Source organism: Streptomyces africanus, from assembly GCF_030816955.1.
Taxonomy (GTDB): Bacteria; Actinomycetota; Actinomycetes; order Streptomycetales; family Streptomycetaceae; genus Streptomyces; species Streptomyces africanus.
The window spans coordinates 1,068,324-1,092,815 of the sequence record NZ_JAUSYP010000001.1; the positions used below are offsets into that span (position 1 = coordinate 1,068,324).

The 24,492-nt window shown below is 72.3% G+C and carries 19 protein-coding genes; 8 read left to right on the forward strand and 11 right to left on the reverse strand.

Going from position 1 to position 24,492, the window contains the following annotated elements; all coding sequences use genetic code 11:
• Nucleotides 1-248 precede the first annotated feature (248 nt).
• The gene (locus tag QF034_RS05040) at nucleotides 249-2,237 is read left to right on the forward strand and encodes a GDSL-type esterase/lipase family protein (RefSeq protein WP_307173782.1); all 1,989 of its coding nucleotides are present in this window, start codon (nucleotides 249-251) and stop codon (nucleotides 2,235-2,237) included.
• A gap of 18 nt (nucleotides 2,238-2,255) precedes the next feature.
• Here QF034_RS05040 and QF034_RS05045 read toward each other — a convergent pair whose 3' ends face one another.
• Nucleotides 2,256-3,737 carry an MFS transporter gene (locus QF034_RS05045; protein ID WP_307179802.1) on the reverse strand — a complete coding sequence of 494 codons (1,482 nt, stop codon included), beginning with the start codon at nucleotides 3,735-3,737 and terminating at the stop codon, nucleotides 2,256-2,258.
• Nucleotides 3,738-3,953: 216 nt separating this feature from the next.
• Here QF034_RS05045 and QF034_RS05050 point away from each other — a divergent pair, with 216 nt between their 5' ends.
• The gene (locus tag QF034_RS05050) at nucleotides 3,954-4,472 is read left to right on the forward strand and encodes a response regulator (RefSeq protein WP_307173783.1); all 519 of its coding nucleotides are present in this window, start codon (nucleotides 3,954-3,956) and stop codon (nucleotides 4,470-4,472) included.
• 64 nt (nucleotides 4,473-4,536) lie between these two features.
• On the opposite strand, the gene QF034_RS05055 is transcribed toward QF034_RS05050, so the two are convergent.
• The 7 genes from QF034_RS05055 to QF034_RS05085 all read right to left on the reverse strand — a co-directional run bounded on the left by QF034_RS05055 (nucleotide 4,537) and on the right by QF034_RS05085 (nucleotide 15,142).
• The gene (locus QF034_RS05055) at nucleotides 4,537-5,934 is read right to left on the reverse strand and encodes a cytochrome P450 (protein ID WP_307173785.1); all 1,398 of its coding nucleotides are present in this window, start codon (nucleotides 5,932-5,934) and stop codon (nucleotides 4,537-4,539) included.
• A gap of 143 nt (nucleotides 5,935-6,077) precedes the next feature.
• The gene (locus QF034_RS05060; RefSeq protein WP_307173786.1) at nucleotides 6,078-7,184 is read right to left on the reverse strand and encodes an FAD-dependent oxidoreductase; all 1,107 of its coding nucleotides are present in this window, start codon (nucleotides 7,182-7,184) and stop codon (nucleotides 6,078-6,080) included.
• A 168-nt stretch (nucleotides 7,185-7,352) separates the two neighbouring features.
• Complete coding sequence (locus QF034_RS05065) at nucleotides 7,353-8,516, reverse strand: substrate-binding domain-containing protein (RefSeq protein WP_307173788.1); 1,164 nt, start codon at nucleotides 8,514-8,516, stop codon at nucleotides 7,353-7,355.
• Between the two features lie 46 nt (nucleotides 8,517-8,562).
• Entirely contained in the window at nucleotides 8,563-9,687 is a 1,125-nt protein-coding gene (locus tag QF034_RS05070) for an ABC transporter permease (protein ID WP_307173790.1), read from the reverse strand.
• A complete protein-coding gene (locus QF034_RS05075) occupies nucleotides 9,684-11,252 on the reverse strand; it encodes a sugar ABC transporter ATP-binding protein (protein ID WP_307173791.1) in 1,569 nt (522 codons plus the stop codon). Before QF034_RS05075 ends, QF034_RS05070 begins: the two co-directional genes overlap by 4 nt.
• A gap of 67 nt (nucleotides 11,253-11,319) precedes the next feature.
• Entirely contained in the window at nucleotides 11,320-14,574 is a 3,255-nt protein-coding gene (locus tag QF034_RS05080; RefSeq protein WP_307173792.1) for a SpoIIE family protein phosphatase, read from the reverse strand.
• 145 nt (nucleotides 14,575-14,719) lie between these two features.
• Nucleotides 14,720-15,142 (reverse strand): secondary thiamine-phosphate synthase enzyme YjbQ, encoded by a 423-nt coding sequence (locus tag QF034_RS05085; protein WP_037671216.1) that lies wholly within the window; start codon nucleotides 15,140-15,142, stop codon nucleotides 14,720-14,722.
• Between the two features lie 121 nt (nucleotides 15,143-15,263).
• Here QF034_RS05085 and QF034_RS41430 point away from each other — a divergent pair, with 121 nt between their 5' ends.
• From QF034_RS41430 to QF034_RS05105, 5 genes are all read left to right on the forward strand, one after another.
• Complete coding sequence (locus QF034_RS41430; RefSeq protein WP_349817350.1) at nucleotides 15,264-15,347, forward strand: putative leader peptide; 84 nt, start codon at nucleotides 15,264-15,266, stop codon at nucleotides 15,345-15,347.
• Nucleotides 15,348-15,524: 177 nt separating this feature from the next.
• Entirely contained in the window at nucleotides 15,525-16,394 is an 870-nt protein-coding gene (locus QF034_RS05090; RefSeq protein ID WP_307173793.1) for an ABC transporter permease, read from the forward strand.
• Complete coding sequence (locus QF034_RS05095) at nucleotides 16,367-17,107, forward strand: ABC transporter ATP-binding protein (RefSeq protein WP_307173794.1); 741 nt, start codon at nucleotides 16,367-16,369, stop codon at nucleotides 17,105-17,107. The genes QF034_RS05090 and QF034_RS05095 overlap by 28 nt, the downstream gene beginning before the upstream one ends.
• Before the next feature lie 59 nt (nucleotides 17,108-17,166).
• A complete protein-coding gene (locus tag QF034_RS05100; RefSeq protein ID WP_307173795.1) occupies nucleotides 17,167-18,195 on the forward strand; it encodes an ABC transporter substrate-binding protein in 1,029 nt (342 codons plus the stop codon).
• 51 nt (nucleotides 18,196-18,246) lie between these two features.
• Nucleotides 18,247-19,362: an NAD(P)-binding domain-containing protein gene (locus QF034_RS05105; RefSeq protein ID WP_307173796.1), complete on the forward strand. Its 1,116-nt coding sequence runs from the start codon at nucleotides 18,247-18,249 to the stop codon at nucleotides 19,360-19,362.
• Nucleotides 19,363-19,680: 318 nt separating this feature from the next.
• Here QF034_RS05105 and mltG read toward each other — a convergent pair whose 3' ends face one another.
• Entirely contained in the window at nucleotides 19,681-20,526 is an 846-nt protein-coding gene (gene mltG, locus QF034_RS05110) for an endolytic transglycosylase MltG (protein WP_307173797.1), read from the reverse strand.
• 43 nt (nucleotides 20,527-20,569) lie between these two features.
• Nucleotides 20,570-22,372, reverse strand: a complete 1,803-nt coding sequence (locus QF034_RS05115) for an ABC transporter ATP-binding protein (protein ID WP_307173798.1) — start codon at nucleotides 22,370-22,372, stop codon at nucleotides 20,570-20,572.
• A 106-nt stretch (nucleotides 22,373-22,478) separates the two neighbouring features.
• Here QF034_RS05115 and QF034_RS05120 point away from each other — a divergent pair, with 106 nt between their 5' ends.
• Nucleotides 22,479-22,928: a MarR family winged helix-turn-helix transcriptional regulator gene (locus QF034_RS05120; RefSeq protein ID WP_307173799.1), complete on the forward strand. Its 450-nt coding sequence runs from the start codon at nucleotides 22,479-22,481 to the stop codon at nucleotides 22,926-22,928.
• A gap of 102 nt (nucleotides 22,929-23,030) precedes the next feature.
• Here QF034_RS05120 and QF034_RS05125 read toward each other — a convergent pair whose 3' ends face one another.
• Nucleotides 23,031-24,449 carry a cation:dicarboxylate symporter family transporter gene (locus QF034_RS05125; RefSeq protein WP_307173800.1) on the reverse strand — a complete coding sequence of 473 codons (1,419 nt, stop codon included), beginning with the start codon at nucleotides 24,447-24,449 and terminating at the stop codon, nucleotides 23,031-23,033.
• Nucleotides 24,450-24,492 lie beyond the last annotated feature (43 nt).

A 24,492-nucleotide genomic window follows, 5' to 3' on the forward strand; every position in this document is an offset into this window, starting at 1 on the left:
ACCACCGTTCACCCTGTGAGGGTTCCGCGCCCGCGGGTTCCCGGGCGTCCGCGGGCGGCAGGTTCACCCGACGGAAGCGTTGGGACCCGCCACCCGGCCGTACCCCGTCACACCGGGCCGCGCGGGACATCCCGTGCGCAACTTTCGCGCGTGCCGCACTACTTGACGCCTGAACCGTTTCACTGCTTCCCTCGGAAAGCTGCCTATGGGAGCGCTCCCAGACCCACCCCCACGTGAAAGGGAACCCCGTGCAGACCTCCCCCCACCCCTTCCCCAGACGCGCCCTGCCCGCTCTCCTCACCGCCGCGCTGCTCGCCTGCCTGCTGTCCCTGGCGGGCGGCTCTCCCGCGCGGGCCGCGACGGGGGACGGCTCGGTGTCCGATCCCAACATCGCGTACGTCGGGCGCTGGGACACCTCGTCCGGGACCGCGGCCGTGCCGAACTGGACCGGCGGCTACCTCCAGACCGGCTTCACCGGCACCACGGTGAAGGTCAGGGCCAGGAACGCGGTCAACTTCTACGCAAGCATCGACGGCGGCCCCGACGTCTTCTACGCCGGTGTGCGCGGCACGGTGAACCTCACTCCCCGGCCGCTCTCCCCCGGCACCCACACCCTGCGCCTGTCCTACCGCTCCGGTGACACCGTCTTCCAGGGGCTGGTCCTGGACTCCGGTGCCCGGACCGTCGCCGCCGGCGCCCCGTCCGGGCTGGTGGAGTTCGTCGGCGACTCCATCACCGCCGGGGCACTGACCGACCGGCTGGCGCTGGACTCGTACGCCTGGAAGACCGGGGAGCGGCTGGGCATGCGGCACACGCAGATCGCCCGGTCCGGGTACTGCCTGGTCGCCCGGTCGGGGTGCACCGGTCTGAGCGGGCAGTTCTTCAAGACGGCCTCCGCCGGCGGTGCGGACTGGGACTTCTCCCGGTACCGGGCCGACGCGGTCGTCATCAACCTCGGCACCAACGACATCGGGCACGGCGTGTCCGGCGCCGACTTCCAGTCGGCGTACACCACGTTCCTGCGGGACGTGCGCGCGAAGTACCCCGCGGCGCAGCTCTTCGCGGTGCAGACGCTGAAGAAGCGCTACGTCGCCGAGACCAAGGCCGCCGTCAGCGCCCGCAACAGCGCCGGTGACGCCCGGGTGCACTACGTCGACACCTCGGGCTGGCTCACCGACGGCGCCGACTACGAGGACGGCAACGGGCATCCCAACGAGGCGGGTCACACCAAGTTCGCCGAGCGCCTGGCCCCGGTCGTCCGCGCCCGGCTCGGCAGCGGCGCCACGGTGAAGGCGGCGGCTCCCGGGCAGCCCGGCGACCCGAACATCAAGTTCGTCGGCCGCTGGGACACCACCAGTTCCGCCACCGCCTACACCCCGTATTGGGCCGGCGCCTACTACCGGGTCGGCTTCACCGGCCGGACGGTCAAGCTGAAGCAGCGCGGCACGATCGATCTGTGGGCGCGGATCGACAACGGTCCCGTGAAGTTCTACGACGACGTCAAGGGGACGGTGAACCTGACCCCGGCGGCCCTCTCCTCCGGGAACCACACGCTCCAGGTCAACTACCAGGTGGTGGCCGGATCGTACAAGGGCGACGCCGTCTTCCAGGGGCTCGTCCTGGACAGCGGCGCGACGACCTTCGCCCCGCCGGCCCCGGCCAAACTGGTCGAGTTCGTCGGCGACTCGATCACGGTGGGCACGACGACCTCGCAGAACGCCCGTACCGCGTACGGCTGGCTGATCGGGGAGCGACTGGGCGTGGAGCACACGCAGATCGCGCAGGGCGGGGCGTGCCTGGTGGCCGCGGCGGACGGCTGTGTGGGTCTTGAGCGGCAGTTCACCAAGCTCAACCCGAACGCCGCGACGCCCGACTGGAACTTCTCCCGCTACCGGGCCGACGCGGTCGTCATCAACCTGGGCACCAACGACGTCGGGCACGGGGTGAGTTCCACGCAGTTCCAGTCGGCGTACGGCAGTCTGCTGCGCAAGGTCCGTGCGGCGTATCCGCAGGCGTGGATCTTCGCGCTGGAGACGTTCCGCGGGCGGTACGTCCCGCAGACCGAGGCCGCGGTGAAGGCCGCCGTCGCCGGCGGTGACACCCGGGTCTCCTTCGTCGACACGACCGGCTGGCTGGGCTCGGGCGATCTGACGGACTCGGTGCACCCCAACGACCGGGGGCACCGGGTCATCGCCGACCGGCTGGCGCCGGTCATCGCCGCGAGGCTCGGGGCCTAGCGGGCCCTGGGGCGGGCCTCACACCGGGCCGGGGCCCGCCCCTCCCTTGAGGCGTTCCAGGTCGGAAGGGCGGACCTGGATGACGATCAGGGCGATCAGCGCGGCGATCGCGGTGAAGATCGCCGCCATGATGAAGGCGGCCGAGACGCCGGCGGTGAGGATCTCGTCGGACCAGGGTTTCGGAAGTTGCCCGGTGCGTTCGAAGCGCAGGCGCTCGGCAGGGGGCGCCTGCCGGAGGAAGAGCGGGATCTGCTTCTCGGCCTCGTTGGTACTGGCCGTGCCGAACATCGTGACCAGGATGGACAGGCCGAGGGAGCCGCCGACCTGCTGGGTGGCGTTGAGCAGTCCGGAGGCCGCGCCGGTCTCCGGCGTGGGCACGTTGGACAGCGCCATGAGGGTCAGCGACACGAACTCCATGCCCATGCCGAGGCTGAACACGAGCATCGGGCCGAGGACGCTGCCCGCGTACGTGGAGTGCACGTCGGTCAGCGTGAGCCAGGACAGCCCGGCCGCGGCCAGGAGCGCGCCCACCACCAGGAACGGCTTGGGGCCGTAGACGGGCAGGAACCGCGAGGCCAGTCCGGCGCCGATGGCGATGACCGCGCTGACCGGCAGGAAGGCCAGTCCGGCTTCGAGGGGACTGAACCCCAGCACGTTCTGCACGAAGAGCGTGAGGAAGAAGAACATGCCGAAGATCGCGGCGGCCAGGCACAGCATGATGCCGTACGTGCCCGCCCGGTTGCGGTCGGCGAACATGTGCAGCGGCGTGATGGGCTGTCTGGAGCGCCGCTCGATCAGGACGAAGCCCGTCAGGACGACGACCGCCGCGGCGAACGAGGCGAGGGTGAGGGCGTCGCGCCAGCCCTCCTGCGCGGCCCTGATGAACCCGTAGACCAGCAGCACCATGCCCACGGTGGAGGCGAGCGCGCCGGTGACGTCGAAGCGCCCGGGGTGGCGTTCGGACTCCCTGATCCAGCGCGGGGTGGCGAGCACGATGAGCAGGCCGATGGGCACGTTGACGAACAGCACCCACCGCCAGTTCAGCCACTCCACCAGGATGCCGCCCGCCAGCAGGCCGATCGCGCCACCGCCCGCCGAGACCGCGGCGAAGACGCCGAAGGCCCGGTTGCGTTCCGGCCCTTCGCGGAAGGTGGTGCTGATCAGGGCGAGGGCCGTCGGTGAGGCGATGGCGCCGCCGACGCCCTGGAGGGCACGTGCGCCGAGGAGTTGACCGGCGTTCTGGGCGAGCCCGCCGAGCAGGGAGGCGAGGACGAAGAGCAGCACGCCGAAGATGAAGACGCGCCGCCGGCCCAGGATGTCGCCCGTCCTGCCGCCGAGCAGCAACAGGCCGCCGAAGGTGAGGGTGTAGGCGTTGACCACCCAGGCGAGGCTCGTGGTGGAGAAGTCCAGCGCGGTCTGGATGTGCGGCAGCGCGATGTTCACGATCGTGATGTCGAGGACCACCATGAGCTGGCACGAGGCGATGACGAAGAGTGCCATCGCGTTCCCGCCACCACCGGATTCCCTGGTGGTGGTCGTCTGTGGTGTAGCCGGCTGCGGGCTGCTGCCTGCGGTGTCCACCGTTCGACGGTACGTCCGGCTCCCGGGCCTCACCACTCGATCAACGTGGGTGCCTCCCGTGCTGAAATGCCGGGGTCCGCGGTGATAATCCGTGCCAGGCGGTCAGTGGGCCGCGACGGCCGAGCGGGAGCGACAGTGATCCGCGTTCTTCTTCTCGAGAACGCCCGCCTGGTGCGGGGAGCCTTCGCTGCGCTGCTGTCCCGTGAGGACGACATCGAGGTCGTCGCCGAGGACGACGGCAAGGGTGACGTGGTGGCACGTGCCGTGGCGTGCCGGCCCGACGTGGCCGTGATCGACGTGGATTCCGGGGAGGGCGAGGAGATCGCCGTGCGGGGCGAGCTGCGGGCGCGGCTGCCGGAGTGCCGGATGCTGCTGATGATGGCCTCGACGACGCCCGAGCGGCTGCGCCGCATGCTCGATGTGCACGCCGCGGGCGTCATCAGCACCGACGCCCCGCCGGACCGGCTGGTCCACGGAGTGCCCAAGCTGGTGCGGGGGCAGCGGTTCGTCGATCCCGAGTTCGCGCTGGCCGCCCTGGACGCGGGCGCGAACCCGCTGACCCCGCGCGAGGTGGAGGTGCTGCGGCTGACCGCCGACGAGCATCGCAGAGCGGAAAGCCGCGCAACAGCACCGTTCGTCACGCGTGCGGCGTGAGACCGTCACCCCCGGACCGGGAGGAACGCTGATACGACATGGGTGTTCCGACCCCGGCTCCCGGTCAGCGGCCGCCGCGGATCAGGCCCGTCAGATAGCGCCACAGCGAGGAACGCTGCCGGGCGGACCGGTCCGGCAGGACCTCCTCGGCCACCGGCGCGGAACCGTCCGCCGACGGCCGCGCGGGCGCCGCGGAGAGGTCGTAGCGCACGGGCAGCGAGCGCAGGCCGCGCATGAACGGGGAGGAACGCCAGGGCAGTTGGTCGGCGGGCAGGGCGAGGTCGAGGTGGTCGAACCGCTCGAACAGCCGCCCCACACCGGCCGCCGCGACGGTGGAGGCGAGCTCCCGTGACGGGCACTGGCGCGGCCCGGCTCCCCAGGACAGGTGCGCCCGGGTGCTGATGGTGGTGCCGGAGGCGACGTGGTCGGCGAAGAGCGGGTCGGCGTGCGCGGCGGCCGAGGAGACCCACACCGGGTCGCCGGCCCGGATCGTGTAGTTGCCGAGCGGGGTGTCCGCGGTCGCGAAGCGCGGGACGAAGTTCACCAGGGGCGGCTTGCGCATGACGGACCGGTTCATGGCCTCCCTGACCATCCCGGCGGACAGGCTGGCACGCACGCTGCCCTCGCCCGAGATGACCTCGACGACGGTGTTGGAGATGAGGATGCCGACGTGGTCGGAGGTCATGCCGAGCAGCATGAACAGCTCGCGGGCCAGCTGGTCGAGCGACAGGTCGGGGTGCGCGGCCAGCAGGTAGGAGGGGAAGTCGTCGCCCGGCTTCTCCAGCTTCGTCGCGGCCAGTTCCGCCAGCGTCGCGAGCAGGCGCTCCAGCGCGGCCTCCGCGTCCGGGCCGGCGTCGAGCACGCGCCACATGTCCATCAGCGCGTCGTCGCCCTGTGAGCCGGGGAAGCCGAGCAGATGGCTGGCCACCATCAGCGGCAGCGGTCGGGAGAACTGCGCGGACAGGTCCGCCACGCCCGTCTTTCCGCCCTGCCCGACCAGGGTGATCAGCTCGTCGGCGTAGGCGGTGACGGCGGCCTTGAGGCGCTTGGCCTGGGGGTGGCGCGGGTCCTGGAACGGCTTGAGGGCCACGTCCCAGGCCGTGCGCAGCGGCCGGTATCCGGGGCCGCCCTGGATCAGGATGTGGTTGACCTCCAGGGACGGGCCGAGCGGCCAGTCGGCCGGCACCCGGCCCTCGGAGCGGGCCCGCCAGTTCTCCAGCCCCTTCGGGAAGCCGTCGTTGTCCTGGAGGACCTGGAGCGCCTCGCGGTAGCCGAGGACCAGCCAGGCGGGTACGCCGAGCAGATCGACCGGCGCGACGGGGCCGTGCTGCTGCCTCAGCCGCTCGTACACGAGCGCGGGGCGCGTCTCGTAGTCACGGGTCAGCAACGGCTGGGGACTCAACGCCTCCAGCCGTGTGTCGTCCAGGTCCACTGATCCGCCGTCACCCCACTGGGAGTCCATCGTCTTGCCACCCTCCGACACGCCCCGTACCGGCGCACCATCAGCCGGTAACCGGAAACGGTGGGGACCCTACCCCAGAGGCAACCGGCGGGTAACGACGGGGGGTGGGGGGACGCCGGGTGGTCCGGCGCGTGAGACGCGGATCAGGCGGCGGTGTAACCCAGTTGGCGCCGCATGTAGGGCGTCATGAGGGTCTTCGCCTTGGCCATGACCGTCGTACGGCTCCCGAGGACCGCGGACTCGCCGCCCGGGACGGGCAGCACGGTCAGTCCGTCGGCCGGGCCGAACGGCACGATGAGCGGGGTGCGCTGGACCGGCCGGTAGAAGCGGGGCTCCTTGCGGTGCTTGCCCGAACTCTGCAGGTAGGCGCGGATGTTGTGGGCGGCGATGTCCGCCTGGGCGAGGGCGGCGGGGGTGATCTTGAGTTCGCTGACGTCGTTGACGTCGCCGACGGCGAACACGTCCAGCCTGCCCTCCACCCGGAGTGTCCGGTCGACCTTGACGTGTCCGTCCCGGTTCAGCCAGTCGCCGTGTCCGGCCAGGCGGAGCCAGAGCGTGTTGGGTGTGGTGCCCGTCGCCCAGAAGGACAGGTCGGCCTCGATGACGGTGCCGCGGCCGTCGCGGTAGGTGCCGAAGTCGTTGCCGGGCGACATGAACGAGTCGAGCCGGACCTCGATGTCATGGGCCTCCAGCCACGCGAGGGCCTTGCGTCCCGGCCGCGCGCTGCCCGTGGAGTCGAGCAGGGCCGGTCCGGAGTGGGCGAGCGTGACGCGGGCGTCCGGCCGGGCGAGGCGGATCTCGGCGCTGAGTTCGACGCCGCCGGGGCCGCCGCCGACGACGAGGACGCGCTCGGCCGTGGCGATGTTGCGCTGGTGCTCGGCGAACGACTTGGCCGCCTCCTCGACGGTGGTGCCCAGGAAGCGGGCCGGTTCGGGGTAGTCGGCGCCGGTGGCGATCACGACCACGTCGTAGGGCAGCCGTTCGCCCGTGGCGAGGACGACCTGCCGTTCGGCGGTGTCGATACGGACGGCCTTGCCCGCGATCACGCGCCCGCGGTGCAGCAACCGGTCGTACGGGATGAAGGGCGTGTGCGTCCACTCGGGGCGCACCCCCGCGCGCAGGGAGGCGACGCGGTGGAAGAAGACCTCCTTGCGGTCCACCAGCGTGACCCGGGCCGTGGGGTCCAGTCGCTTCGCCAGCCGGACGCCGCCGTAGCCGCCGCCGATCACCACTACGTCGCCGTCGTACACACCCGGTCTCCTGTGCTGGTGGGGGGTTGCGAGTGCCGCCGCGGAACGGGCCCCGCTCGGATCGACCCCCGGCGGCCACTCGACTGACGGTGAGATTAGCGCTTGAAACTTAAAGGGATTTCGAGGTTCCGTGCATGTTCGGTGAAGGGATCGGCACCTGACCGGACGTCACTTCCCCCAGATCTTCCGGTACGCCTCCCGGTAGCCCGACGGGTCCCAGGTCGTGGCGCCCTCGCTGTTGCCGGCCGTGGCGATGTGGACGGGGGCCGTGTACCCGCTGGCCGGGCGGCCGGAGAAGGCGCGGTTGAACTCGTCGACGATCTGCCAGCCCTGGAGGGACAGCGGTTCGGGCACGGTGGCGGCCTGGTACTGCCTGCTGTTGACGCGCTGGAAGGCGGAGGGATCACCGTCGCCCGCGCCGATGTTGTACGGCGGCCCCGAGCCCTTCTCGCCGGCCGCGCGGAAGGCGGGGGCGGCGTCGGCGAAGTACAGGTCGTTGATGGCGACGGAGTGGGTCCACCGGTCCCGGAAGCGGGAGAGCAGCGAGGAGATCTCCCGCGGGGTGCGGCTGCTCGCGTCCGGGATCGGGATGTTCTCGACCGAGAGCAGCCGCACCCCGCGGCACCGGGTGAGTTCCTTCCTGATCAGGTCGGACTTGTTCCTGGCGAAGGGGATCGAGGCGTCGGTGATGAGCACGACCCCGGCGCGGCCGTCCGAGTCGGAGATGATCCACTGCGCGCTGATGCGGGCCACCTCCTGGACGCGGGTGGTGACGTTGGTGAAGAGGTCGGGCCGCCGGCTGGGACCGGGCTCGGGGACCGCGTGCCAGCCGATGAGCGGGATGCGCTGCGCGTTGGCCCGGGCGGCCTGCTGTGCCGTCGAGTCGGGGTCGAAGCCGCCGATGACGATGCCCGAGGGCCTGAGGGCGACGGCCTCGCTCATGGCCGCCTGGATACCGGCCGGGGTGCCTTGGCCGTCGATCACCCGGACGTTCCATCCGATGACCCGGGCGGCTTCCCGCACCCCGTTCGCGGCGCCCGCGACACCGGGGTTGGTCATGGTCTGGGCGACGTAGACGATGGTTCTGCCCGACACCGCCTCCGGGCCGCTGGTGGGTCCGCCCCAGGGGATGCCGGTCCGCTCGGCCCGGGTGACGGCGGCCCGCGCCCCGGCCTGGACGTCGGGGCAGCCGCTCGGGCCCGTCGCGGTCTCGTCCGCGCCGTCCGACGAACCGCGCTCGCAGCCGACGAGGGCGGTCGCCGTCGCCAGCAGGGCGCAGCAGGCGAGCCGCGCGGTGCGGGCTCGGGGGGCGGCCTTGCGGTTGCGGTGCACGGGGGCTCCTGGTGAGGGGATCGGCGCGGCGGGACGTGCCGAGGGGTCAGGGGGGTGTGCCCGCGGCGCCGCCCTCCGGCGTCGGGGAGGACGGTGGCGGGGGCGACGGGGGCGGGGAGGACGGTGGCGGGGGCGGGGCGGCGGGTGTGTCGCGGGCCGCGGCGCCGCCGCGCAGCCGGCGGCGGGCGGCGTATCCGGCCAGGCCCACGGCGATGAGCAGGGTGCCGCCGTGGAACAGCGGCACCGTCCAGAAGTCGGCGCCGAGCTGGGCGATGCCGGTGAGGCCGACGGCCAGGACGGCGACGGCGACGACGGTGCCCAGGGCGTTGGGCCGGCCGGGTTTGATCGCCGTGGAGCCGAGCAGGGCGCCGACGAAGGCGGGCAGCAGGTAGTCGAGGCCGACGCTCGGGTTGCCGATCTGCTGCTGGGAGGCGAGCAGCACACCGGCGAAGCCGACGATCAGCCCCGAGGCGGCGAACGCGTAGACGGTGTAGGTGCGGGTCGGGATGCCGACGAGGTCGGCCGCGCGCGGGTTCGATCCGACGACGTACAGGTACCGGCCGAGCGGCAGCCGCTCCAGCACCAGCCAGAGGACTCCGGCGAGGGCGAGCACGTAGAAGGCGGGGACCGGGAGGCCGAGGAACGTGGAGTCGTACAGGTCGGTGAACGCGGGCGGCAGGCCCTGGGTGCCGGGGACGATCCGGCTGCCGTCGGTGATCCAGCCGGTCACGGCGTACATCATGCTGCCGGTGCCGAGGGTGGCGATGAAGGAATCAATCCGGCCGAACTCGACGATGACGCCGTTGAGGACGCCCACGACCAGCCCTCCGGCGAGCACGGTGAGGCAGGCGAGCGGCCAGGGCCAGCCCTCGGTGACGACGAGCTGCATCACCATGACGTGGGCCAGTCCGAGGCCGTAGCCGATGGAGAGGTCGAACGCGCCGGTCACGATGGGCACCATGGCGGCCAGCGCGAGGACGGCCGGGATCGACTGGTTGGACAGGATCGAGTCGACGGTGTCCAGGGTGGGGAACGTGTCCGGCAGGGCGAGGGAGAAGACCAGGTAGAGCAGGGCGGTGAGGGCGAGCAGGCCGTAGGCGCCGATGTGGTGCCCGCCGGGGGCGCGCAGGCGCCGGGAGCGGGGTGAGGAGGGGGCGGGCGGTTCGGTCATGGCTTCGTCGCGGCCGTCGCGGTGGTGGACGGGGGCAGGGCCGAGGCCGCCCGGGTGAGCCCGGCGACGGTGAGGGTGCCGCCGCTCAGCTCCGCCGTCACGGACCCCCGGACGAAGACCAGGGTGCGCCCGCACACGCTCGCGACCTCCTCGAAGTCGGTGGACAGGAGCAGCACCGCGAGGCCCGCCGACAGGGCCTCGCCGAGCAGACGGTGGATCGCGGCCTTGGCGCCGATGTCCACGCTCGCGGTCGGTTCCTCGAGGATCAGCAGCCGCAGCTCCGTCCGCAGCCAGCGGCCGATCATGACTTTCTGCTGGTTCCCGCCGGAGAGCGTGGCGATGGGGGCCTCGCTGTCGCGGGGGCGCACCGAGAACCGGTCGATCAGGGCGGCGGCCTGGGCACGTTCGCGGCGGGGACCGATCCAGCGCGGCGCCGGCCGGCCGCCCGCGCGGGGATTGGCCAGGAGGTTCTCCCGCACCGACAGTTCGGCGAGACAGCCCTCCCGCAGCCGGTCCCCCGGCACGAAGCCGACGCCCCGGGCGACGGCCTCCGCGACCGAGCGGGGCCGATAGGGCCGCCCGTGCAGCACGGCCCGCCCCCCGAGAAGCGGCCGATCCCCGGCGAGGGCACGCCCCAGATCCGTGTGCCCGGCATCCGAGAGCCCGACCAGCCCGAGCACCTCACCGGCAGCGAGCTCCAGACCGACCGGCCCGGCCCGAGCGGTCCGCACGCCGTCGAGGGTGAGGACGGGGGGTGTGCGGGCCGGGGGCGGCGTGGCAGTGGGGCGGGCGGTGGTGGGGGTGGGGTGGGTGCCGACGATGTCGTGGACCAGGCGGGCGGGGGTGTGGTCCGCGAGGTGGCCGTGGCTGACGAGGCGGCCGTCGCGGAGTACGGCGAACGTGTCGGCCACCTCGTACACCTCGTCCAGGCGGTGGCTGACGTAGAGGATCGCGTGTCCGCGGTCGCGCAGGTCGTGCAGGACCGCGAAGAGCCGGGCGCTGTCGGCGGCGGGGAGGCGGGCGGTCGGCTCGTCGAGGACGATGAGCTTCGCGCGGGCTGCCAGGGCCCTGGCGATCGCGACGAGCGAGCGCTCGGCCGGTGCGAGCCCGGAGACCGGCGCGTCGGGGTCGAGCTGCCCGGCGACGATCCGCAGCGCGTCGACGCAGCGCTCGCGCGTGCGCCGCCAGGAGATCAGCCCGGTCCGGCGTGCGTACCCGGTGGTCAGGGCGATGTTCTCGGCGACCGTCATCCACTCCACGAGACCGAGGTCCTGGTGGATGAAGGACATGCTCCGGGACGCGGCCGGGCTGCCGAGGGGCATGCCGTCCACGGTGATCTGTCCCGTGTCGGCGGCGTGGACGCCGGCGAGGACCTTGATGAGCGTCGACTTGCCCGCGCCGTTGGGCCCGAGGAGGGCGAGCACGCTGCCCGCGTGGACGTCGAGGTCGACCCCGGCCAGCGCGACGGTCCCGCCGAACCGCTTGCCGAGCCCGCGGATACGGACCAAGGGCTCCGGCCCGAAGGGTGAAGCCGCCTTCACCGGCGTGTCAGGAGCGTCGCGCACCCGATCAAATTACAGCATTTCGGGCATCTTTCGACCGCCGTGACTCCCACGCGGGTCGGCGGACGCCTCACGCGGCGTCGAGCCCGCACTCGGCCCAGATGACCTTGCCCTCGGGGAGGTAGCGCGTGCCCCAGCTCTGCGAGAGCTGCGCGACGAGGAACAGGCCGCGTCCGCCCTCGTCGGTACTGGCCGCGCGGCGCAGATGGGGGGCGGTGTTGCTGACGTCGGAGACCTCGCAGATCAGCGTGCGCCCGTACAGCAGCCGGACCCGGATGGGCCCGGCGCCGTGCCGGATGGCGTTGGTGATCAGCTCGCTGAGGATCAGCTCCGCGGCGAACGCGGTCTCGTCGAGCCCCCAGTCGGCCATACGCCGCATGGCGGACGCCCGGACCTCGGCGACGACCGACGGGTCGGCGGGCAGCTCCCAGGCGGCGATCCGGCCGGGGTCGAGCGCGTGCACACGGGCGACGAGCAGGGCGATGTCGTCGTGCGGGTGCGCGGGCGCCACGGTGTCCAGGACCGCCTGGCAGGTCTGTTCGGGTGCCCGCTCCGGATGGGCCAGGGCCACGCGCAACTGCTCCAGCACCACGTCGACGTCACGGTGGCGGTCCTCGATGAGCCCGTCCGTGTAGAGCACCAGCTGACTGCCCTCGGGGACGTCGATCTCGACGGTGTCGAAGGGCAGGCCCCCGAGACCGAGCGGGGGCCCGGCCGGGAGGTCGGGGTAGGACACGGTGCCGTCGGGGTGGACGAGTGCGGGCGGCGGGTGACCGGCCCGCGCCATGAGGCACCGCTGCTCGGTCGGATCGTAGACGGCGTACAGACAGGTCGCGCCGATGACGCCGGCGCCCTTGCCGTCGGGGTCCTCCCGGTCCAGGCGTCCTACGAGGTTGTCCAGGTGCGTGAGGACCTCGTCCGGGGAGAAGTCGAGCTCGGCGAAGCTGCGCGCCGCCGTGCGCAGCCGGCCCATCGTGGCGGCGGAGAGCATGCCGTGGCCGACGACGTCGCCGACGAGAAGTCCGATGCGGGTGCCGGAGAGGGGGATGACGTCGTACCAGTCCCCGCCCACGTCGGATTCGGCGGGCAGGTAGCGGTGGGCGACCTCGACGGCGTCCTGGTCGGGCAGCCCGTGCGGGAGGAGTCTGCGCTGGAGGGCCAGGACCATGGCGCGTTCGTGGGTGTAGCGCCGGGCGTTGTCGATGGACAGGGCGGCGCGGGCGGCGAGTTCCTGGGCCAGGGAACGGTCGTCGTCCCCGAAGGCGCTCCCGGCGCGGTAGAAGCTGGCGATGCCCAGGACGACGCCGCGGGCGAGCAGGGGCACCGCGATGAGGGACTGGACGTGGGCGAGCAGGCGCGCGGTGTGCTCGGGGTCCTGGGCGAGCCAGCCCGCCGCGGCCTTGAGGTCCGGTTCCAGTACCGCCTCACCCGTGGTCAGGCAGCGCAGCTGGGGCGCGGTCGGGCCGAAGTCGATGCGCCGGCCGGGCTGGGTGAAGGGCAGGCCCTCGCGGACTCCGTGCAGCACCGTGCGGCGCAGGTCGGCGAGGGGGTCGGCGGATTCCTCGCCGCGCAGGACGGCCTCGGGCAGGTCGATGGTGACGAAGTCGGCCAGGCGCGGGACGGCCGTCTCGGCCAGTTCCTCGGCGGTGCGGCGCACGTCCAGGGTCGTGCCGATGCGGGCGCTGGCCTCGGACAGCAGCTCCAGGCGCCGGCGCGCGGCCAGGGCGTAGGCCCCGACGTGCGGCTCCCCCACCATGACGAGCCCCCGGGCCGGGAACGGCGAGCCGGTGCGATCGTCCACCGTGGCCCTGCCGCCGTACAGCGCGTCCCCACCGCCGTCGACAACGCCCCTGCCGGCCTCCCCGGCGTCCGTACCCCCGTCGACCACACCCCTGCCGGCGCCGCGCGCCGCGTCCCGGCCACCGTCAGCCACACCCCGACCGCCGTCGACGACACCCCCGCCGCCGCCCGCGACGTCCGCACCCCCGCCGGCCACACCTCCGCCACCATCGGCCCCGCCGGTGTCCCCGCGCGCCGCGTCCCGGCCACCGTCAGCCACCCCCCGACCGCCGTCGACGACGTCCCAGCCACCGTCCGCCCCGTCCGCACCGCCGTCGACGACGTCCCTGCCACCGTGGGCCGCGCCCGCACCACCACCGGCCACACCACGCCCCGCGGCACCCCCACCGCCGTCCGGCGCCCCCCTCCCTCCGGCGGCCCTGCCCGTCTCGCCGTGCCCCGCGGGCACCCGGTCACCCTCGGGCGTGACGGCCGGGGCGGACGCGGCGGCGAGGTATCCGGACGGCAGGGTGATCGACGGTCGGGCGGGCCGTGGTGCGGCCGCGAACGCGGCCAGGTCCGGCAGCTCGTCCGCCTGGTGCGGAAGGACGAGGGACTCCCCGACCGAGGCGCCCGGCAGCACCGCCTCGACGGCGAAGCCCCGCACGCCGGAGGCGCTCGTCATCGGACGGCTCACCAGCGTCACCCGCCGGCCGCCGGGCAGGGTCACATCGATGGCGGCCCGCTGCCCGCGGGAGATCAGCTCGGCGGCCTTCTCCCTCAGGACAGCCTGGTCACCCGGGGGGAACTCGTCGGCGACCGCGTCCAGGGCGACGCCGCTGTACAGGCCGGCCCCGCCCCCGGTGGCCAGGTACGTCCGCAGCAGGGCGCGCTCGTGCGCGGAGCTCTGCCCCAGCAGCCGCCGCTCGATGTTCTCGGCCGCCCGGCGGATCGCCGCACCCAGCGCGGGCTGTTCGAAACTGCGCGGATAGCCGAAGCACAGGACGCCCTCGATACGTCCGCTGAGCGGGTCCCGGACGGGCATCGCGACGCAGGCGTTGCCCTGGGAGCGTTCCGCGAAGTGCTCGGCGCCGTAGACGCGGATGAGCTGCCGCTCCGCCAGGGCGAGGCCGATGCCGTTGGTGCCGGCGACCTGCTCGGCGAACACGAATCCCGGCACCCGCTGGATCGCCGGGAGGTTCCTGGCCATCGAGGGATCCCCGAACCGGCGCAGGAGGACCGTCCCGTTCGCGTCGGCGACCGAGATGTTGACCTGGCTGCCGGAGAACGAGTCCTGGAGCCGGTCGAGCACCGGCACGGCCGCGCGGACGATACGGCCCCCGGGGTCGAAGTCCTCCCGGTAGGGGAGGTCGGTCTGGTCCGGCGACAGGCCCAGGGACAGGCTGCGCCGCCACGAGTTCAGGATGGACGTCCGTACACCCGTGTCGACCTGCTCGCCCTGGAGAAACCGCTCGCGAGAACGCACGGGCCCCGTGCCGTCCGTCGCACGTCCCGCCGGCTTGGGTTCCTCGCCGGACCGAACCACGCTTCGCCTCGCTTGCGCCCGCGATCATCCGCTGCTCGGAAGTGAATCTGGCATTGACGAGGATACGGGCATTACGGGCACGCGTCACGGTGCGCCGGAGCCGTTCGGGCACCGCGCACGGGGCTCCGCGCCGGGCGGAGCGCATTCACCCCAGGAAACTCAACCGCACCTTCCGCTCCGGGTTGTCCTTGTTCGTGTCCACGAGGCACACCGACTGCCAGGTCCCGAGCTCCAGCCGGCCGCCCAGCACGGGCAGGGTCGCGTGCGGCGGGACGAGGGCCGGCAGGACGTGGTCGCGGCCGTGGCCGGGGCTGCCGTGCCGGTGCTGCCAGCGGTCGTCGGCGGGCAGCAGCGTGTGCAGTGCGGCCAGGAGGTCGTCGTCGCTGCCGGCACCGGTCTCCAGAACGGCGATTCCGGCCGTCGCGTGCGGGACGAAGACATTGAGGAGGCCGTCACGCCCGGCCGCCGCCTCCCGCAGGAAGGACTCGCAGTCGCCGGTGATGTCGACGACCCTCTCCGTGGAACCGGTGCGGACGTTCAGAACTCGGGTGGTGAAGACATCTGACATGCCCCCATCCTGACGCACCCGCCCGGTTCCGCCCGGCCGCCCCCGCCCGGGTGGCGGTACAGGCGTCCACGTGACGAGACGCCGTTGACCGTGCGCATGCCACCTGGCTAGGTTCAGCTCCATGTTGCGTTCAGCCCTGCTCACCACGCGCGGTCACATCGACCTGCTGCGGGTGGCCTCCGCCGCGTGTCGCCGCGGCTGCTGACGCCCTTCCCCCCTCGCGTTCCGGTTCCCTCGCCTTGGTTCCGCCTGCCCCGCTGAACTCCCCTGTTCTCGCTTGAACTCCCCTGTTCTCGCTTGAACTCCCTTGTCCTCGTCGGTGCGGCGGTGGCGAGGCGTGCCTCCGCCTCCCCTTTGCCCGCGCTCTCCCCGTGGAGCCTTCATGAGCATCAGCCATGCCCCTCCCAGGTCACCGAAAAGCGATATTTCGCCTATATCGGCCTCTGACCTCGACCTCCAGCCCCTCGTCCCCACCTCCTCCCGCCGCACCCGCGTCCCCCGCTGGCTGCGTCGCACCACCGGCCCGGTCCTGCTGCTGGCGTTGTGGCAACTCCTCAGCAGCACGGGCGCGTTGCAGCCGGACGTGCTCGCCTCGCCCGGCCGGATCGCCCAGGTCGCCGGGGACATGGTGGCCGACGGTTCGCTGCCCGCGGCCATGGGCACCTCGCTCCAGCGGGTCGCGGCCGGGCTGCTGCTCGGCCTGGTCGTCGGCACCGGACTCGCCCTGTTCTCGGGCCTGTTCCGGATCGGCGAGGACCTGGTGGACGCGCCCGTGCAGATGCTGCGGACCGTGCCGTTCGTGGGGCTCATCCCGCTGTTCATCATCTGGTTCGGCATCGGCGAGGCCCCCAAGGTCGCCATCATCACGCTCGGTGTGACCTTCCCGCTCTACCTCAACGTCTACGCCGGAATCCGCGGTGTGGACGCCCAGTTGATCGAGGCCGGGGAGTCCCTCGGGCTGTCCCGGTGGGGACTCGTCCGGCACGTCGTCCTCCCGGGCGCGCTGCCGAACGCCATGACCGGTCTGCGCTACTCGCTCGGCATCGCCTGGCTCGCGCTGGTCTTCGCCGAGCAGGTCAACGCCGACTCCGGTATCGGGTTCCTCATGGTGCAGGCGCGGGACTTCCTGCGGACCGACGTGATCGTGGTCTGCCTGGTCGTCTACGCCTTCCTCGGCCTGCTCGCCGACTTCATCGTCCGCTCTCTCGAAAAGGTGCTGCTGCAATGGCGACCGACGTTCACCGGCCGGTGACCCCCCAGGCGGTCCATGTCGAGGGGCTCACCCGCTCCTTCGACGGACGTGCCGTCATCGACGATCTGCGACTGGACGTCCGGCCGGGCGAGTTCGTGGCCCTGCTCGGCCGCAGCGGCTGCGGCAAGTCGACGCTGCTGCGCATCCTCGCCGGGCTCGACCGCGACATCGAGGGCACCGTCCTGGTGCCGCGCCGCAAGGCCGTCGCCTTCCAGGCGCCCCGGCTGATGCCGTGGAAGAAGGTGTGGCGCAACGTCCTGCTCGGCCTGCCCGGCAAGCCCGAACGCGCCGTCGCCGAGCAGGCCCTCGACGAGGTCGGCCTCGGTCACCGCTCGGCCGCCTGGCCCAAGACCCTCTCCGGCGGCGAGGCCCAGCGCGCCTCGCTCGCCCGGGCGTTGGTGCGCGAGCCCGATCTGCTGCTGCTCGACGAGCCGTTCGGCGCGCTCGACGCCCTCACCCGCATCAAGGCCCAGCGGCTCGTGGGCGAGTTGTGGCAGCGCCGAGGCTGCGCGGTGCTCCTCGTCACCCACGACGTGGAGGAGGCCGTCCTGCTCGCCGACCGCGTCCTGGTGATGGACGGCGGCGTCATCGCCCACGAGCAGCGCGTCGACCTCGACCGTCCCCGCGACATCACCGACCCGCGCTTCGCGGCACTGCGCGCCGGTCTCCTCGAACGCCTCGGCGTCGAGGCGACGGCCGCCGAGGCCGCCTGACCTTTCCGCACACGCCCCACACGTACGAGACACGTACGACCCACACGAACGGAACCACCATGCGACGACGCCTCGCCCCCGCCGCCCTGCTCCTCCCCCTCGCCCTGCTGCTCACCGCCTGCGGCGGGAACTCGTCCGCCAGCACCTCGGACGGCGGCACCGACGGCCATGGCCCGGTCACGCTCGACGTCGGTGACCAGAAGGGCGGTTCCGAGGCCATCCTGCGGGCCGCCGGGGAACTGAAGAACCTCGACTACAAGATCAAGTGGTCCACGTTCACCTCCGGCCCACCCCTGCTGGAGGGCGTCAACGCGGGAGCCGTCGACATCGGCGGCGTCGGCAACACCCCGCCGGTCTTCGCGGCCGGAGCGAACTCGAAGATCAAGGTCGTGGCCGCCTGGCACGGCACGTCCAAGGGCGACACCGTCCTCGTCCCGAACGACTCGCCCCTGAAGCGCCCCCAGCAGCTCAAGGGCAAGTCGGTGGCCGTCGCGCAGGGTTCGTCCGCGCACTACCAGCTGGTCGCGTCCCTGAGGAAGGCCGGGCTGAAACTGAGCGACGTCAAGGTCAAGTACCTCCAGCCGGCCGACGCGCTCGCCGCGTTCACGTCCGGCAAGGTCGACGCCTGGGCGGTGTGGGACCCGTACACCTCGCAGGTGCTGAAGGGCAAGCAGGGGCGGGTCCTCACCGACGGCGACGGCGTGACCAACGGGCTCACCTTCCAGGTCGCGGCACCGGACGCGCTGAAGGACAAGAAGAAGGCCGCCGCCGTCAAGGACTATCTGGAACGGCTGCGGCGCGCCTACGCGTGGGTGTACGACCACGAGGAGGAGTGGGCGAAGGTCTGGGCGAAGGACACCGGGCTCCCCGAGGACGTGGCGCTGGCCGCGGTGAAGCGCACCTACACGACCCGGATCGCGGTCGCCGTCGACAAGCCGCTGATCGCCTCCGAGCAGGAGATCGCCGACACGTTCACGGGGCTGAAGCTCATCCCGGGCAAGGTCGACTTCTCCGGCTTCACCGACACCCGGTTCAACGGCGGCCTGCCGCCGTCGACCGCGGCGCCCCGGCCCTCGGAAGGTGAGTGACACGACGCGCCGGGCGGGAAGATCCATGCCCCCGGCACAGTTAGTAGAAGCGTGAACAACACACGCGAGGTCGAGGTAGTCGTCATAGGCGCGGGTCAGGCCGGTCTGGCCGGCGCCTATCACCTGCGGCGATCCGGTTTCGAGCCGGACAGCGACTTCGTGGTGCTGGACCACTCCCCCGGTCCCGGCGGCGCCTGGCAGTTCCGCTGGCCGTCGCTGACGTACGGCAAGGTGCACGGGATGCACGCGCTGCCGGGGATGGAGCTCACGGACGCGGATCCGGCGCGGCCGTCGGCCGAGGTGATCAGCGACTACTTCGACCGGTACGAGCGGACCTTCGACCTGCGGGTGCGGCGCCCCGTCGACGTGCGGGCCGTGCGCGAAGGGCCCGGCGGGCGGCTGCTGGTGGAGACCTCGGAGGGCGTGTGGTCGACGCGGGCGCTGATCAACGCGACCGGCACCTGGGACCGGCCGTTCTGGCCGCGCTATCCGGGCCAGGAGACCTTCCGGGGGCGGCAGTTGCACACGGCGCAGTACCCCGGACCGGAGGAGTTCGCCGGGCAGCGGGTCGTCGTGGTGGGCGGTGGCGCCTCGGGCACGCAGCATCTGCTGGAGATCGCCCCGTACGCGGCCGCCACCACCTGGGTGACCCGGCGTCCGCCCGTCTTCCGCGAGGGCCCCTTCGACGAGGACGCGGGCCGGGCGGCCGTCGCGCTCGTCGAGGAACGGGTACGGCAGGGACTGCCGCCCAGGAGTGTCGTCTCGGTCACCGGGCTGCCGCTCAACGACGCGGTCCGGCAGGGCATCGAGGACGGGGTGCTCGACCGGCAGCCGATGTTCGACCGCGTCACGCCGACAGGAGTGGACTGGCGATGGGGGTCCCCCCTGCTCGAGCGAAGCCGAGAGCTCGGGGGAGGCCGCCACGTCGACGCCGACGTCATCCTCTGGGCCACCGGCTTCCGCGCCGCCATCGACCACCTCACCCCGCTGCGCCTGCGCGAGCCGGGCGGCGGCATCCGTCTGGAGGGCACCCGCGCGGCCGTCGACCCGCGCGTCCACCTCGTCGGCTACGGCCCGTCGGCCAGCACCATCGGCGCCAACCGTGCCGGCCGCGCGGCCGTCCGCGACATCAGGCGACTGCTGGCGCGGCAGCCGGTCGCCGCGTGACGCCGAGCAGAGGGTCGTCCCCGGCCGCCGAGGCGCCACCGGCCGGGACGCCCGGCGCTGCTCGCCGCCGACCGGCTCGCCCGGCCGCCCGCGACACCCGGCTCGACGCCCCACCTCGCCGACCCACCTCCCCTCCGTGCCGCCCGCCGCCCCGGGGGCGCCTGGCCCTGAGCGCCGCCCACCGGCTCGCCCGGCCGCCCGCGACACCCGGCTCGACGCCCCACCCCGCCGACCCACCTGCCCCTCCGTGCCGCCCGCCGCCGCCCGGGGGCGCCTGGCCCTGAGCGCCACCCGCCTGAACCTCCGCCGCCGCCCGGGTCACCCGGCCGCCCGCGCGTCGCCCTTCTTCTGGTGTTTGTTGAACTCCACGACATTCCGCTGGTGTTCCGCGTAGTCCGCGGTGAAGCGGGTGTCACCCGGGCGGACCGTGACGAAGTACAGCCAGTCGCCCGGGGGCGGGTTGATGGCGGCGCGCATGGCCTCCTCGCCGGGGTTGTCGATGGGGGTGGGGGGCAGGCCCATGCGCTGGTACGAGTTGTAGGGGCTGTCGATCCGGGTGTCGCTCGCCGTGGTGCGCAGGGTGGAGCGGCCGAGCGCGTAGTTGATGGTGGAGTCCATCTGGAGCGGCATGCCGCGTTCGAGGCGGTTGAAGACGACCCGGGCGACCTTGCCCATGTCGGCCTCGGTGGCCGCTTCCGCCTGGACGATGCTCGCGATGGTGACGGCCTGGTAGAGGTTCATGGCGTTGCGCTGCGCCCCCGCGGCGATGGGCGCGCCGTTGTACTTCTCGTTCGCGGTGTCGACCATCAGGGCCAGGAGCTTCTCCGGGGTCGTCGTCTCCTGGAGCGAATAGGCGGCCGGGAAGAGGTAGCCCTCCGGGTTGCCCTCGGCGTCGTTCGGCAGTTTGAGGGCGGCCTTCGCCAGGGACTTCTTCGTGCTGCCGGGCGGCAGGGCGAGGGCCTTGTCGACGGCGGCGTAGACCTGGCTCGCGCGCCAGCCCTCGGGGATCACCAGGGTCGAAGGCCGGCCGTGCTCCTCGTGCCCCAGGGTCAGCAGCGGCACCGCCACGGCGGTGCCCACCACGACGGCTCCGGTCGCGACGAGCGCGATACGGCCCCGGCGCGTCAGTCGAATCGTGCTCCGTGGCGGAGTGTTCTTCTGCATGCGGGCACGGTAACCCGCATACCGTCATAAACCCGGCATATTTTCATCTTGTCGGTTCCAGTTGGGCATCTCGGCGTACGAGCGCGGCGTACCGGCCGTGCCGTTCCAGCAGTTCCTCGTGCGTACCGAGTTCGACCGCGCGCCCCGAGTCGAGGACCACGATCTGGTCGGCGCCCCGGACGGTGGACAGCCGGTGGGCGATGGTGAGCGTGGTGCGGTTCGCCGACAGCGCGTCGATGGCGTCCTGCACGGCCGCCTCGGTCCGGGTGTCCAGCGCGCTGGTGGCCTCGTCGAGGATGAGGACCGGCGGGTCGCGCAGGATCGTGCGGGCGATGGCCAGGCGCTGCTTCTCGCCGCCGGAGAAGCGGTGGCCGCGCTCACCGACGACGGTGTCGTAGCCGTCGGGCAGGGACGCGATGTGGTCGTGGATCTGCGCCGCCTTCGCCGCCTGGTACAGCTCCTCGTCGGTGGCGTCGGGCTTGGCGAAGCGCAGGTTGTCGCCGACCGAGGCGTGGAAGAGGTACGTCTCCTGCGAGACGACGCCGACCGCGCGCGCCAGGGTGTCGAAGTCGAGGTCGCGGACGTCGACCCCGTCGAGGGTGACACGGCCGCCGCTCACGTCGTAGAGGCGCGGCACCAGGTAGCCGAGCGTGGACTTGCCGGCGCCGGTCGGGCCGACGACGGCGAGGCTGCCGCCGGCCGGGACGGTGAGGTCGATGCCGTCGAGGACCGGGCCGCCCTTGTCGTCGTAGCCGAAGGAGACGTTCTCGAAGCGGACCTCTCCCTTGATCCGGTCGAGGCGGACCGGGTCCGCGCGCTCGGTGATGTCGATCGGCAGGTCGAGGTACTCGAAGATGCGCTGGAAGAGGGCGAGCGAGGTCTGGATCTGCACACCCGTCGACAGCAGGCTCACGGCCGGTCGGAACAGGCCCTGCTGGAGCGAGACGAAGGCGACGATCGTACCGATGGAGACCTCGGGGCCGCCCATCTGGAGGGCCATGCCGGCGGTCCAGTAGATGACGGCCGGCAGGGCCGCCATGACGATCGTGATGACGGCCATGCGCCAGCGGCCGGCCATGTTCGAGCGCACTTCCAGGTCGACGAGTTCCTCGGACTCCTCGGCGAAGGACTTCGTCAGCGAGTCGGAGCGGCCCATCGTGCGGCCGAGCAGGATGCCGCTGACGGAGAGCGACTCGGTGACCGTGGCGGCCATGGCGGCCATCTGCTTCTGGCGCTGGGTGGTGATCTTCCGCCGTTCGTTGCCCACGCGGCGGCTGATCCACACGAACACCGGCAGCAGCAGCAGCGAGACGACGGTCAGGCGCCAGTCGAGGGCGATCATCGCGACGATCGTGGCGATCACGCTGGTGGCGTTGGAGACGAGCGAGGTCGCGGTGGAGGTGACGGTGGCCTGCATGCCGCCGATGTCGTTGGCGATGCGGGACTGCACCTCGCCCGTGCGCGTGCGCGTGAAGAAGGCGAGGGACATGCGCTGGAGCCGGCCGTAGACAGCGGTGCGCAGGTCGTGCATGACGCGCTGGCCGACGGTCGTGGAGATCAGCGTCTGGAGGACACCGAAGACGCTGGTGAGGACGGCGCTGAGGATCATGCCCAGGGCGAGCAGGCTGAGCAGGCCGGTGCGCCCCTGCGGGATCGCGACGTCGAGGATCTCCTTCAGCAGGAACGGCGTGGCGACCGAGACCAGCGACGCGGCGCCGACCAGCAGGCCGACGACCGCGAGGCGGCCTCGGTAGGGGCGGAAGAGCCTGAGGATGCGGCGGACCTGCCGGGGCTGTTCCTTCGCGTCGGCGGGTGCGCTCCAGGGGGCTTCGTGGTCGGGGTGCATGGGCTCCTTCGAGAGAGCGGTGCGGCCGGGGGCCGGGACGGCGGATCGGATCGTAGCTCATTGTTACCTATACTCACAATGAACATCATCCTGATATTGTTCCCGCATGACCTCCCCCGATTCCGACGGCCTGCTCGCCGAGCAGTTGCTGCGGCTCACCCGCCGGGTGCACCGCATCCAGAAGCACCATCTGGAGCAGCGCGACCTCGGCATCACACCGGCCCAGTCCCGGCTGCTGCGCACCCTCGCGCACTGGGGCTCGCCACCGCGGATGGCCGACCTGGCCGAGCGCCTGGAGGTGGTGCCGCGGGCCGTGACGACCCTGGTCGACGGGCTGGAGGCGAGCGGCAAGGTGCGGCGGGTCCCCGACCCGGCGAACCGGCGGGTGATCCGTATCGAGCTCACGGACGACGGCCGCAAGGCGCTGGGCGAACTGCGGGCGGCGCGCCGGTCGGCCGCGGAGGAGATTCTCGCGCCGCTGACGGACGAACAGCGCGAGGCACTCGGGGGGTTGCTGAACACGCTGATCGACGGGGCGCCGGTGGCGCGGTGCTGAGGGCCTGAGGCGCGTTGAGGACCCGGCGCACGAAACGGGCCGCGGTCGCCGCTCTCCTGCTGGAGCGGTGGCCGCGGCCCGTTCGGTGCCGGTCGCTTCGGCTCAACTGACCTCGGGGGCGGGTTCCTTGGGCTTCTGGGTGGGGATGCCCGGCGCCGGGTTCACCGCCGCGGAGGCCTCGATGTCCCCCTCGCCGCCACCGCCGTCCAGCTCGTCATCGGGGTCGGACGTGTCCTCCCCGTCGAGCGTCTTCCTGGCCCGCTCGATGTCCAGCGCGCCCTCCCAGCGGGACACCGCGAACACCGCGACGCAGTTGCCGAGCAGGTTCGTGACGACGCGCATCGAGTCCATGATGCGGTCCACGCCGAGCAGCAGGGCGACGGCTCCGGCCGGGATGGCGCCCAGGGACGAGGCCGTCGCGGACAGGGCGAGGAACGCCGAACCGGGGATGCCCGCCATGCCCTTGCTGGTGAGCATCAGCACCAGGACCACGGTGATCTGCTGCCCCAGGCTCAGATCCACGCCCACAGCCTGGGCGATGAACAGCGTGCCGATCGACAGGTAGAGCGAGGCGCCGTCGAGGTTGAAGGAGTAGCCCGTGGGCAGTACCAGACCCACCGCGTCGTCGCGGGCGCCGGCCCGGCGCAGCTTCTGCATCACACGCGGCATGACCGATTCGGTGGACGCGGTGCCGAGCGCGAGCAGCATCTCCTCGCGGATGTAGCGCAGGAACTTCCAGAGGCTGAGCCCGGTCACCATCCGCAGGGCGACGGCGAGCAGGGCGACGAACAGCGCGGCCGCCACGTAGCAGAGCACGATGAGCTTGGCGTACGTCTTCATCACGCCCAGCCCGTAGTTACCGACCAGGTGGGCCATCGCGCCGAACACCGCGAGCGGGGCGAGTCGCATGATGAACCCGACGACCGTGAAGATCACGTCCTGGGCCTGGTCGATGGCGGGCAGGATCTTCGGCACCCTGGTGTGTCCGAGGTGCAGCAGGGCGGCGCCCACCAGGCAGGCCAGGATGAGGACTTGGAGCAGTTCGTTCTCGGCGAAGGCGCCGACGAAACTCTCGGGCAGCGCGTTGAGGGCGAACTCGGTCGTCGAGGGCAGATGACCACCGCCCGTCGTCTGGTCCACCGCGGCGGCGTCCAGCGAGGCGGGGTCGACGTTCATGCCCTTGCCGGGGCCGACGACATTGGCGGCGACGAGGCCGATGACCAGGGCCGCCGTGGAGGCGACCTCGAACCAGATCAGGGCCTTGACGCCGATCCGGCCGAACGCCTTCAGGTCACCGGCCTTGGCGATGCCAACGACGACCACGCAGAAGACCAGAGGCGAGATCACCGTCTTGATGAGCCGGGTGAAACCGTCGCCGAGCGGCTGGAGAGCTGTGGCCGTATCCGGCCACAGCTTCCCGACGAGGATTCCGAGGACGAGCGCGCAGAGGACTTGCGCGAAGAGTGAGGTACGCAGGGTGCGTGCGACGCGCCGCGATAGGGACGGTACGGACGGTGGCACGAGGCCTCCTAGGGGGACGGGACACACAGAGGCCGGAGGGGAC